This window comes from Gordonia sp. X0973 (assembly GCF_013348785.1).
Classification (GTDB): Bacteria; Actinomycetota; Actinomycetes; order Mycobacteriales; family Mycobacteriaceae; genus Gordonia.
Genome location: NZ_CP054691.1, coordinates 1,521,830 through 1,533,692, shown reverse-complemented (window position 1 = coordinate 1,533,692; position 11,863 = coordinate 1,521,830). Strand labels below are relative to the sequence as shown.

General features: G+C 69.4%; 11 protein-coding genes. 3 read left to right on the top strand and 8 right to left on the bottom strand.

What is annotated here, in order from left to right:
* Positions 1-2 precede the first annotated feature (2 nt).
* The 3 genes from map to HUN08_RS07545 form a co-directional block, all read right to left on the bottom strand.
* The gene (gene map, locus HUN08_RS07555; protein ID WP_124247382.1) at positions 3-881 is read right to left on the bottom strand and encodes a type I methionyl aminopeptidase; all 879 of its coding nucleotides are present in this window, start codon (positions 879-881) and stop codon (positions 3-5) included.
* A 35-nt stretch (positions 882-916) separates the two neighbouring features.
* Complete coding sequence (locus HUN08_RS07550) at positions 917-2,749, bottom strand: penicillin-binding transpeptidase domain-containing protein (protein WP_124247383.1); 1,833 nt, start codon at positions 2,747-2,749, stop codon at positions 917-919.
* A gap of 102 nt (positions 2,750-2,851) precedes the next feature.
* Positions 2,852-3,457, bottom strand: a complete 606-nt coding sequence (locus HUN08_RS07545) for a TetR/AcrR family transcriptional regulator (RefSeq protein WP_124247384.1) — start codon at positions 3,455-3,457, stop codon at positions 2,852-2,854.
* A gap of 130 nt (positions 3,458-3,587) precedes the next feature.
* Here HUN08_RS07545 and HUN08_RS07540 point away from each other — a divergent pair, with 130 nt between their 5' ends.
* Together HUN08_RS07540 and HUN08_RS07535 are read left to right on the top strand one after the other, a co-directional pair.
* Positions 3,588-5,294, top strand: coding sequence for an AMP-binding protein (locus HUN08_RS07540; protein ID WP_124247385.1), 1,707 nt, complete (start codon positions 3,588-3,590; stop codon positions 5,292-5,294).
* Positions 5,295-5,307: 13 nt separating this feature from the next.
* Positions 5,308-5,865: a hypothetical protein gene (locus tag HUN08_RS07535; protein WP_124247386.1), complete on the top strand. Its 558-nt coding sequence runs from the start codon at positions 5,308-5,310 to the stop codon at positions 5,863-5,865.
* 15 nt (positions 5,866-5,880) lie between these two features.
* On the opposite strand, the gene HUN08_RS07530 is transcribed toward HUN08_RS07535, so the two are convergent.
* From HUN08_RS07530 to dxr, 4 genes are read right to left on the bottom strand one after another with little or no spacing between them, the layout of a single operon-like run.
* Complete coding sequence (locus HUN08_RS07530; RefSeq protein WP_124247387.1) at positions 5,881-6,714, bottom strand: GNAT family N-acetyltransferase; 834 nt, start codon at positions 6,712-6,714, stop codon at positions 5,881-5,883.
* Between the two features lie 57 nt (positions 6,715-6,771).
* Positions 6,772-7,941, bottom strand: a complete 1,170-nt coding sequence (gene ispG, locus HUN08_RS07525) for a flavodoxin-dependent (E)-4-hydroxy-3-methylbut-2-enyl-diphosphate synthase (protein ID WP_124247388.1) — start codon at positions 7,939-7,941, stop codon at positions 6,772-6,774.
* Between the two features lie 8 nt (positions 7,942-7,949).
* Positions 7,950-9,170, bottom strand: coding sequence for an RIP metalloprotease (locus HUN08_RS07520; protein ID WP_124247389.1), 1,221 nt, complete (start codon positions 9,168-9,170; stop codon positions 7,950-7,952).
* Positions 9,167-10,354, bottom strand: a complete 1,188-nt coding sequence (gene dxr / locus HUN08_RS07515; protein ID WP_174900897.1) for a 1-deoxy-D-xylulose-5-phosphate reductoisomerase — start codon at positions 10,352-10,354, stop codon at positions 9,167-9,169. Before dxr ends, HUN08_RS07520 begins: the two co-directional genes overlap by 4 nt.
* 96 nt (positions 10,355-10,450) lie before the next feature.
* On the opposite strand from dxr, the gene HUN08_RS07510 reads away from it, so the two are divergent.
* Positions 10,451-10,720, top strand: a complete 270-nt coding sequence (locus HUN08_RS07510) for a DUF2631 domain-containing protein (protein ID WP_124247391.1) — start codon at positions 10,451-10,453, stop codon at positions 10,718-10,720.
* 22 nt (positions 10,721-10,742) lie between these two features.
* Here the strand turns inward: HUN08_RS07510 and rlmN are convergent, their stop codons facing one another.
* Positions 10,743-11,849, bottom strand: coding sequence for a 23S rRNA (adenine(2503)-C(2))-methyltransferase RlmN (gene rlmN / locus HUN08_RS07505; protein WP_124247392.1), 1,107 nt, complete (start codon positions 11,847-11,849; stop codon positions 10,743-10,745).
* Positions 11,850-11,863 lie beyond the last annotated feature (14 nt).

Sequence of the window (11,863 nt, the reverse complement as noted above, 5' to 3'; positions counted from 1 at the left end):
GATCAGGCGGTGAACGGGTCGTCGTCGGGCAGGGTCAGGATCTCCGCGCCCTCGTCGGTGACGACGAGGGTGTGCTCGAACTGCGCCGTCCACTTGCGGTCCTTGGTCACGACGGTCCACCCGTCATCCCAGATCTCGTACGGCAGCCCGCCGAGGTTGATCATCGGCTCGATGGTGAACACCATGCCCGGCTCGATCACGGTCTCGACGTTCGGCTGGTCGTAGTGCAGCACCACGAGCCCGTTGTGGAAGGTCTCCCCGATTCCGTGGCCGGTGAAGTCGCGGACCACGTTGTAGCCGAATCGGCTGGCATAGGCTTCGATGACCCGGCCGACGACGTTCAGTTCCCGACCGGGTTTGACCGCCTTGATCGCCCGCTCGGTGGCGATGCGGGTGCGCTCCACCAAATCGGCGGCCTCCGGCGCGACGTCGCCGGCGAGGAAGGTCGCGTTGGTGTCGCCGTGTGCGCCGTCGATGTAGGCGGTGACGTCGATGTTGACGATGTCGCCGTCGGCGACCACCGTCGAATCGGGGATCCCGTGGCAGATGACCTCGTTGACCGACGTGCAGCACGACTTCGGATAGCCCTTGTAGCCGAGGGTCGACGGATAGGCGTCATGGGCGACGAGGTAGTCGTGCACGATCCCGTCGAGCTCGTCGGTGGTGACCCCCGGCTCGACCGCCGCACCGGCCACGGCCAGCGCGTTGGCGGCGATCTTCCCGGCGACCCGGACCCGTTCGATGATGTCGGGGGTCTGCACCCACGGCTCGGCGCCCTCCTTGGCCGTCGTCCGGCCAACGTACTCGGGGCGGACGATGTGATCGGGCACGGCGCGGCGCGGGGAGACGACGCCGGGGGCGAGAGGGGCACGGACTGGCATGGCGTCCACTGTAGCGGCGGCGCCGCGCCCCCGAGTCAGGGTCGCGGCCCCAGCGCGTAGTCGGACGGGAGCGAGTTGAAGAAATCCCGGGTGACGCCGACGGCATGCGTCGAATCGCCACCCCCGACGATCAGTGTGGCGAATGCCAGGTCGCCGCGGTAGCCGGCGAACCAGGCGTGCGAGCCGCCGGCGAACTCGGCCTCACCGGTCTTCGCGAAGATCGGCCCGTTTCCGCTGACCACGGTGCCGGTGCCCTCGGTGACCACCGCCCGCATCATCGGCTTGAGTTCGTCGTAGATCTTGGGGTCGACGGTGGGACGGGGTCCGGACACCTTGGTCTCGCGGCCCAGGATGAACTTGGGCACCGGCGGTGAGCCGTGGGCGACCGTCGCCGCGACCAGCGCCAGCCCGAACGGGGACACCAGCACCTTGCCCTGGCCGAACCCGTCCTCGCTGCGAGACACGAGTTCCGGGGCGATCGGGACCGATCCGGAGACATTGGCCAGCCCGGGGATGTCGTAGGTCGCCCCCAGTCCCATCGCCGCGGCCTGGTTGGCCAGGGCCGACGGGCCCATGCGGCTGGCGAGTTCGGCGAAGGTCGTGTTGCAGGACTGCGCGAAGGCGCCGAGCAGCGGGATGTCGCCGAGGGCGAATTTGTCGTAGTTCGGGATCACGCGCGGCCCGATCTGGATCTCGCCGGGGCACGGCACGATCGACGTCGGGTGCGCGATGTTGTTCCGGATCGCCGCGGCGGCGGTCACCATCTTGAAGGTCGAGCCGGGTGGGAAGAGGCCGTTGGTCGCGATCAGGCCGTCGGCGTCGGCCCGGCCGTTCTGGGCGACGGCGAGGATGTTCCCCGTCGAGGGCTGGATGACCACCATGGCGATCTTGAAGCGGTCGGTGGCGTTGACCGCGCGCTGTGCTGCGGCCTGCACGGTGCGCGACATGGTCAGCGTGACGGCCGGCGCCGGCGTCGGCGAATGATCGGTGAGGACGCCGGCGGTCAGACCGTTGGGGTTGACGATGTCGACGCGCCACCCCGGGGCGCCGACGGTCTCGTCGCCGACCACCTTGCGGACCTGGGTGAGCAGTGCGGGGGCGAATCCGGGGTTGGTCGGAAGCAGTTCGGCCTGATCGGTGGCCACGACCCCCGGGATGGCGAGACGGTCCCGAAGCTGGTCGAAGTCCTGATGACTCAACCGGATCAGCGAGTACGGGTTACCCGAGGCCGTCGCGGTCTCCAGGATCTTCTGGGTGTCGAGCTTGGGGTCGAAGCGGTGCAGCGCGGCGACCGCCGCCGCCACCGACTGGGCCGGCTCGGCACCGGCCGCGCGGGCCGCCTTGGGGTCGAAGCTGACGCCGACGACGGTGCCGTTGGCCATCACGCGGGAACCGTCGGCCTCGTTCACCTCCGCCCGCGGCGCCTCGATGACGCGGAACCGCAGCCGCTGGTCGGCCCCCAGCTCGGGGTGCAGGTCGGTCGGCATCCACCGGACCGACCAGCCGGCGTCGCCGCGACTGGCCGCGACCTGGGCGGTGTAGCTCCATTCGCGCTTGCCCGGCAGCTGCCACTTGTAGGTGACGTCGGCCAGCGCGTTGTCGACGGAGAGGCGCACCTTCCCCGTCGTGACGTCGAGGGAGGCGCCCTCCAAACCGTCCCAGAGGTCGGCGATCGCCTTCGACGCGGCGGTGGGATCGGTGGTCTGGGCACCCGCCCCCTTCGCGTCGTGGGCCGAGAGCGACGCCAGGAAGCGGTCGACGGCTTTGCGCGGGCTGTCCTCGGCCGAGCCGCATGCCGAGAGCGACACGCCCACCAGGGCGGCGACCGCGATCGCAACCATCCGGGTCTTTGCCTTCGAAGAGATCATCAATGCCGATACTAAATGTGACGCATGTGATTCTTGGGACGCCACGCGGAAGCGTCGAACGTATCCGTCCCGCGGCGCCCGGTGATCGGCCCCGGGACGGGATTAGGTCGACCCGACCGCCCGCAGACCGGCGAGCAAGGTCGCCGACATGGTCGCCCGCCACTGGTCGTCGAGGGCGTCGGAGCCGCGCAGCACCACGGTCATCAGGGCCGCGCCGAAGGCGGTCTCGACGATGATCGACGGGTCGACCACGATCGCCACGCCGTCGCGCAGCGCGGCGCGGGTGAATCGCTCCTCGAGGTCGCTCCACACGACGTCGCGCAATCGGGCGGTCAATTCGCGTTGGAGTTCGTCGTCGGCCACCAGGTCGCTCAGCAGCCCGGTGATCGCCCGGCTCATCGCCCGATCGGAGAACAGCGCGACGCAATTGCCGACGACCGTCTCGACCTCGTCGGCGAGTCCGGCGTCCGGGTCTCGCGGGGGCACGGCGAGGTCGTCGGGGAAGACGGCCTGGTGGACGAGGTGGGCCTTGCTCGGCCACCGGCGGCGAAGTGCCGGAACGGAGGTCTGCGCCCGTGCGGCCACGGCCGTCAGCGTCAGGTCCGCGTAGCCGACCTCGGCCAGCAGCGCCCGTGCGGCCTCGAGTACGGCCTCGTCGATCCGGTTGTCGCGCGGCCGACCCGTGGCCGTGAGGCTTTCTGTCGTCACCCTGTCTCCCTCCGCCTCGAGATTCTCCCCGCCGGATCACATTCTTCCAGACCGCCCGTTGACAGACCGCCGTAGATCCATTACGTTCCGTGTCACCACATAATGTAACTTGGCTCACCCTGGAGGAGCAATGTCGGATGCGCCACAGCCCGCGCAATTGACCGCCGCCGACCTGTTGCACGCGCGCGCCGCCGATCCCGGCACCGCGCTCGTCAACGCGGACGGCTCGTGGACCTGGCAGGAGTTCGTCGAACAGTGCGCGATCCGTGCGGCCGCACTGAGCGCGATCCGTGCCGAAGGCCCCTGGCACGTCGGCGTACTCATGGACAACGACCCGGAGTACCTGTTCCTCATCGGCGGCGCCGCCCTGTGCGGCGCGACCATCGTCGGCATCAACCCGACGCGGCGCGGAGCCGAGCTGCGCAACGACATCCTGCGCACCGACTGCCAGACCGTCATCGTCGGCGAGTCCTACCGCGAGTTGGCCGCGGACTTCGCCGCCGACGTCGACACGCTGCACGTGGCCGACACCGCCTACCAGCACCTCCTCGGCCGCTGCTCGGATTCGCGGCCCCGGGACTGGACCGACACCACCGCGCAGAACCACACCTTGTTGCTGCTGTTCACCTCCGGTTCGACCGGTGCGCCCAAGGCGGTCAAGTGCAGCTCGGCGCGGCTCGCGGCCATCGGCAGCATCAACATCCACAACGCCACCGCCGACGACGTCGCGTACAACGCGATGCCCCTGTTCCACGGCAACGCCCTGATGAGCGCCTGGGCGCCGATCCTGTACGCCGGCGGCACCTACGCGATCCGCTCGCGCTTCTCCGCGTCGGCGTTCCGCACCGACATCCAGCGCTTCGGCGCCACCTTCTTCAACTACGTCGGCCGCTCCCTGGCCTACATCCTCGCCCAGCCCGAGTCCCCCGACGAGGCCGACAACAACCTGCGCTTCGGCTGGGGCACCGAGGCCTCCCCCCGCGACCGCGAGGAGTTCGTGCGGCGCTACGGCGCCCCCATCATCGAGTCGTACGGCTCCTCGGAGGGGGTCTGCGTCATCGTCCGCGACGAGACGACGCCGCTCGGCGCACTCGGCAAGCCGAATCCGATGCTGGGCATGGAGGTCCTCAACGACGAACAGCAGCCGTGCCCGCCGGCCCGGTTCGACGAGCACGGCGTCCTGGTCAATCCGACCGAGGCGATCGGCGAGATCGTCGCGCGCGGCGGCGCCCTGCGATTCGAGGGCTACTACAACAATCCGGAGGCCACCGCCGAGAAGATCCGCGGCGGGGACTACTGGTCCGGCGACCTCGCCTATGTCGACGAGGACGGCGTGTACTGGTTCGCCGGGCGGACCAACGACTGGATCCGGGTCGACTCGGAGAACTTCTCCACCGCCCCGCTGGAACGCATCGTCGCGCGCTATCCGGCCATCCGGGGCGCCACCGCCTACGCCGTACCCGACCCCCGCACGGGCGACCGCGTCATGGTCGCCGTCGAGCCGGTGAGCGGCGAAGCCTTCGACGTCGACGACTTCGCCCGCTTCCTCGACGCGCAGCCCGACATCGGCACCAAGTGGTGGCCCCAGTTGATCCGCGTCACCGAGCGCTTTCCCCTCACCGCCACCCGCAAGCTCGACAAGGGCGCGCTGCGCCGGCGCGCGTGGCACACCGACGACCCGGTCTACGAATGGCAGGACGGCGCCTATCAACTCCTCGACGCGCAGCGGATCGCCGCGCTCGCCGAGGAGTTCGACGCCCACGACCGCACCCATCTAATTCCGGCCGCGACCGACGCGGCCCAACAACCCCCGGCCGCAGCCCCGGCCGGACAATGAGAGGAGCCACGCCGTGGTGAACATCAATCAGGAATCACTCTGCGAGTTCATTCGCACCCGCTTGGAGGCGACGACCAACGAGCGTCACCGCACCATGCTCGAGCGGATGCTCGAACACGCCCACCACGAACACCAGGGAAACCTCGAGGGTCTGATGGGCACGCTGGGACCGGCGACCGACTACCACTTCTGGGAGCTGTCCGGCGACGTCGGGCCGAAGGGCCTCGACGGTGTCCGCGGGTACTACTCGCACCTGGTCGAGTCCAACGCGCACATCCTTGAGTTCGACTGCCAGCGCATGCTCGTCGACGACGACTGCATTGTGATCGAGGGCGTGCTCACGATGATCCAGCCGGGCGCCTTCCTCGCCGAGAACCCGATGGCGGCGGCGTTCGCCGATCCCGAGAAGAACTACCTGCTCCAGATGCGCAACGTCATCTTCTGGCCCTACGACGAGAACCTGTACATCATCGGCGAGGACTCGTACACGGGCGGACCGATGGAGATTCGCGAGTTGGCCGACGACGAACTGCCCCAGGCCTATCGCGATGCCGTGGCGGCCTCGGCGTAGTCGCGCGGGGTCGGCTCAGTCGATGAGCACGGTCGCGAATGTGCCGACCTGTTCGAAACCGACCGCCGCATAGGCGGCTCGGGCGGTCGTGTTGAAGTCGTTCACGTAGAGGCTCGGGGTCCGGCCGTGTGCGCGGATCGCCGACGCGACGGCCGCGGTTCCGGCCTTGCCGACTCCGACCGACCGGAATCGGGGATCCACCCACACGCCTTGGATCTGACCGACCGCGTGCGACATCGCGCCGATCTCGGCCTTGAACACCACTCGATCGCCGTCGAACCGGGCGAAGACGCGGCCCGCGTCGATGAGCCCGGCCAAGCGGTTGCGATAGAGGCGGCCGCCATCAGGTGCGCGGGGGTCGAGTCCGATCTCGGCGGTGAACATCTCGACCGCGGCCGGGAAGTACAGGTCGAGGTCGGCGCGGGTGACCAGCCGGACCTCCGGGTCGGCCTCGATCTGCGGATCGCCCGGCAGGGCCATCAGCTGCTGGACCGCGCGCACTTCGCGCGCCGGACCCCACGTCGGCTCCAGCCGTTCCCAGAGGCCCAGGGCGAGATGTGCCGGACCGACGAGCGACGAGCATTCGCGCGGACCCGCCAGCGCGGTTTCGGCGAAGTAGTCGAGATCGGCCTCGTCCCCGACGACCGGCACGAGGTTCGCACCCGAGTAGCACAGCGAATACTCCGGGTCGTCGGCTGACCACAGCTGTCCGCCGAGCCAGCGCGGTTCGATCCCGAAGGCCTCGACCCGGGCGGCGACCATGCATGACGACACCGGGTCGGCGGCCAACGCCCGCGCCACCGCGAGCGCGTCGCTGCTCTGCAGCGATCGGCGTTGCCTGGTCAACATGGCCGGACTCCCTTGCACTGGCGGCTTCCGGGTGGAGGCGCTCCGCGCGCTACCGCATCAGCTGACGGTGACGACGGGTGCGCCCTGTCCAGTGTCGCCCGATTCCTCGGCGATCCGCAGCGCTTCCTCGATTAACGTCTCGACGATCTGCGACTCGGGAACGGTCTTGACCACCTCGCCCTTGACGAAGATCTGCCCCTTGCCGTTGCCGGAGGCGACACCGAGGTCGGCCTCGCGCGCCTCCCCCGGTCCGTTGACGACGCAGCCCATGACGGCGACGCGCAGCGGCACCTCCATGCCGTCGAGGCCGGCGGTGACCTCCTCGGCGAGCTTGTAGACGTCGACCTGGGCCCTACCGCACGACGGGCAGGAGACGATCTCCAGCTTGCGCGGGCGCAGGTTCAGCGACTGCAGGATGGCGTCGCCGACCTTGATCTCCTCGGCCGGGGGCGCCGAGAGCGAGACGCGGATGGTGTCGCCGATCCCCTCCGAGAGCAGGGCGCCGAACGCGACGGCGGACTTGATCGTGCCCTGGAACGCCGGGCCGGCCTCGGTGACGCCGAGGTGCAGCGGGTAGTCGCACTGGGCGGCGAGCTGGCGGTAGGCCTCGACCATGATCACCGGGTCGTTGTGCTTGACCGAGATCTTGATGTCGCCGAAGCCGTGCTCCTCGAACAGCGACGCCTCCCACAGCGCCGACTCGACGAGCGCTTCCGGCGTCGCCTTGCCGTATTTCTCCATCATGCGCTTGTCGAGCGAACCGGCGTTGACGCCGATGCGGATCGGGATACCGGCCGCCGACGCCGCCTGCGCGACCTCCTTGACCCGGCCGTCGAACTCCTTGATGTTTCCCGGGTTGACGCGGACCGCGGCGCATCCGGCGTCGATCGCGGCGAAAATGTACTTCGGCTGGAAATGGATGTCGGCGATCACCGGGATGTTGGCTTTACGGGCGATCTCCGGCAGCGCGTCGGCATCCTCCTGGCGCGGGCAGGCGACCCGGACCATGTCGCATCCGGAGGCGGTGAGCTGCGCGATCTGCTGCAGCGTCGCGTTCACGTCATGCGTCTTGGTGGTCGTCATCGACTGCACCGAGATCGGGAAGTCGCTGCCGACCCCGACCTTTCCGACGTGGATCTGGCGCGTCTTGCGTCGCGGGGCGAGCGTGGGCGGCGGACCCGCCGGCATGCCGAGGCCGATGGCGAGGGGGGAACTGGGGCTGGTCATGGCGTTCCTCAGAACAGCTTGATCGGATTGATGATGTCGGCGGTCACGGTCAACACCATGAACACGCCCATCACGGCCACGACGGCATAGGTGACGGGCATGAGCTTCATGTAGTCGACCGGACCGGCGGGTGACTTGCCCCGCAGGCGGCGCAGCGCGTCGCGGACCTTCTCCCACGCCACCACGGCGATGTGTCCGCCGTCGAGCGGCAACAACGGGACCAGGTTGAACAGGCCGAGGAAGAAGTTGATGCTGATGAGCAGGCCGAGCCACAACTCCCACACCCCGTGCTCGACGGCCTCGCCGCCGATGACGGAGGCCCCGTAGACGCTGATCGGGGTATCCACCGACCGCTCACCGCCGGTGACCGCGGTCCACAGGGCGCCGATCTTGGTCGGCAGCGACAGCAGTGCGTCCCAGGTCGCCGAGAACATGTCGCCGGTGAACGCCACGGACGCCGGGATGGCCGAGAGCAGGTTGTGCTTCACCGGCGCGGGCGGCAGCGGGTATTTCAGGCCGACCATCTTGCGGTGCTCGGTGGTCGTGGTCCCGTTGGGTCCCGGGCCGCTGATGGTCACCGGGGTCGGGGTGACCGACAGGTGCAGGATCTGGCCGTTGCGCTCGACGTCCATCGCGACCGGACCGGTGGCCTTGGCCAGCACCGGGCTGACCTCGGCGGCCTTGGTGACCGGGGTGCCGTTGACCGCGACGATCTTGTCCCCGGCGCGCAATCCGGCCTCGGCCGCGGGGCCGACACCGGCACACGGTGCGGCGTTCTCCCCCTTCTCGTCGAGTTGCGGAGCGACGCAGAAGGTCGACGCGACGACGGCCGGCGTCGGGGCCGGATGCAGGTCCGGAAGCCCCCATCCGACGGCGAGCACGACGATGAGCACGAAGCCGAGGATGAAGTTCTGCAGCGGGCCGGCGAGCAGCACCACCACGCGTTTCCACGGCTTCTGCTTGTACATCGCGCGCGACTCCTCGTCGGGAGTCAACTCGTCGTAGGGCGTCATCCCGGCGATGTCGCAGAAGCCGCCGGCGGGGATCGCCTTGAAGCCGTATTCGGTCTCCCCGCGGGTGGTGGACCACAGCTTGGGGCCGAATCCGACGAAGAATCGACGGACCTTCATCCCGGTGGCCTGTGCCGCCCACATGTGGCCGCACTCGTGCCAGGCCACCGACAGCACCAATGCGATCGCGAATCCCACGACCCCGAGGGCAAAGCTCACTGGTTCAACTCCGTTGCTCTCACCATCTCGGCCGCCCGGGCGCGCGCCCACCGATCAGCGGCGAATACGTCGTCCACACTACCCGGCCGGGCCCGCCATTCGTCGGCGGCGGAGAGGACCTCGGCGATGGTGGGCACGATGCGGTCGAAGCGCAGCCCGCCGTCGAGAAAGGCCTGGGCGGCGACCTCGTTGGCGGCGTTGTACACGGCGGTGAGGCTCCCCCCGGCCCGGCCGGCCTCGCGCGCCACGGCGATGGCCGGGAACACCTCGTCGTCGACGGGTTCGAAGGTCCACGCCGACGCGGTCGAGAAGTCGCACGCGTGCGACGAACCGGGGACCCGATCGGGCCAGCCGAGTGCCAGGGCGATCGGCAGCTTCATCGACGGCGGCGAGGCCTTCGCGATCGTCGCCCCGTCGACGAAGGTGACCATCGAGTGCACGATCGACTGCGGGTGCACAGTGACGTCGATGCGGTCGTACGGGACGTCGAAGAGGAGGTGGGCCTCGATCACCTCGAGCGCCTTGTTGACCAGCGTTGCCGAATTCAGGGTGATCATCGGCCCCATTGACCAGGTCGGATGCTTGCCCGCCTGCTCGGGCGTGACGTCGCGCAACTGCTCGGCGGACCACCCGCGGAACGGGCCGCCGGATGCGGTGAGGACGAGTCGGTCGACCTCGCCGGCGCTGCCGCCGCGCAGGCACTGGGCGATGGCGGAGTGCTCCGAGTCGACCGGGACGATCTGGCCGGGCGCGGCGGCCTCCATCACGAGCGACCCGCCGGCGACGAGGGATTCCTTGTTCGCCAACGCCAGCCGGGCACCGGTCTCCAGCACCGCGAGGCTCGGGGCGAGGCCCCGCGCGCCGACGACCGCGTTGAGGACGATGTCCGCGGGCACGGCGCCGACCAGGGCGACCATCGCATCGGGGCCGTGGTGTACCGGTCCGCCCAACGCGTCGGACACCTCTTCGGCCACCCGGTCGTCGGCCACGGCGACCGCCGACGGCGCGATGCCGAATGTGCGGGCCTGTGTGATCAACGTCGCAGGGTTGCCGCCGCCCGCGCCGAGGCCGACCACGGTGAAACGGTCCGGGTGTTCGGCGATGACCTCCAGGGCCTGGGTGCCGATCGATCCGGTCGACCCGAGAAGCAGTACGCGTGTGGTCACATCGCCATTCTTCCCCATGACGCCGCCCCGCCGGCTCTCCCCCGTCCACCCGGCGCCCCTGCCCGGCGGTTATGATGTCTGCCTACGCACCCGCACCGTCGAAGGAGTCGTCAAGTGGCTAGCACCGAGGTCGATCACGCACCCGTGGACACCGGTTGGGTCCGCGAGCCGGCCGACGTCCCGTCGGCGCGCTTCGGCTGGAGCGGCTTCGGCCGCAAGTCGGCGGGCATCGCCGGTTGGATCGTCGTCATCGGCCTGCTGGGCATGACGATCGGCAACCACCAGGGCAAGGTCGAGGACATCTACCTCGTCGTAATCGCCGTCGTCGTCGCGTTCCTGCTGCTGCGCAACACCCTCTGGCCGCGCCGCAGCAAGTCGGCCTGACCGACCCCCACCCCGACTCGCGTCAGCGGTCCTCGGCGGCCAGCTGACCGCAGGCCGCGGCGATCTCCTGACCCCGCGTATCCCGCACCGTGCAGGACACGCCCTGCGTGCGCACCCGTGCGACGAACTCCCGCTCGACCGGTTTCGGGCTCGCATCCCACTCCGACCCGGGCGTCGGGTTGAGCGGGATCAGATTCACGTGGACCAGTTGGCCGAGCGCGTCGCGCAGCTTCGCGCCCAGCATGTCCGCGCGCCACGGCTGGTCGTTGACGTCACGGATCAGCGCGTACTCGATCGAGACCCGTCGTCCCGTGGTGTCGGCGTAGTACCGCGCCGCGGCGAGCACCTCCTCCACCGACCAGCGGTTGTTCACCGGCACGAGGGTGTCGCGCAGCTCGTCGTCGGGGGTGTGCAGCGATACCGCCAGCGTGACCGATAGTCCCTCGTCGGCGAGCCGTCGGATCGACGGGGCGAGCCCGACGGTGGAGACCGTCACCGATCGGGCCGAGATGCCCAGGCCGTGCGGCGCGGGCGAAGTGATCTTGCGGACCGCGTCCACCACCCGCTTGTAGTTCGCCAAGGGTTCGCCCATCCCCATGAATACCACGTTCGACAGTCGCCCGGCCTCGCCGAACTCGCCGTCGCGCAGCGTGCGGGCCGCCGAACGGACCTGGTCGACGATCTCGGCGGTCGACAGGTTCCGGTCCAACCCGCCCTGGCCGGTGGCGCAGAACGGGCAGGCCATCCCGCAACCCGCCTGCGACGAGATACACAGCGTGTTCCGGTCGGTGTAGCGCATCAAAACGCTCTCCAACAGGGTCCCGTCGTGCAGGCGCCACAGGGTCTTGCGGGTGGTGTGGTCGTCGGTGTCGATGGCCCGGATCGGCGTCATCAACGACGGGAACAACTGCTCCCCCACATCGGCGCGGACACCGGCCGGCAGGTCGGTCATCTCCGCGACGTCGGCGTTGAAGCGGGCGTAGTACTGGTTGGCCAGCTGCTTGGCGCGGAACTTGGGCAGCCCGAGCTTCTCGACCGCGGCCACCGCTTCCTCCGGCGAGAGGTCGGCGAAATGGGTCGGCGGCTTGCCGCGCTTGGGCGCGTCGAACACCAGCGGCAACGAGGTCATGGGTTCGATTGTCC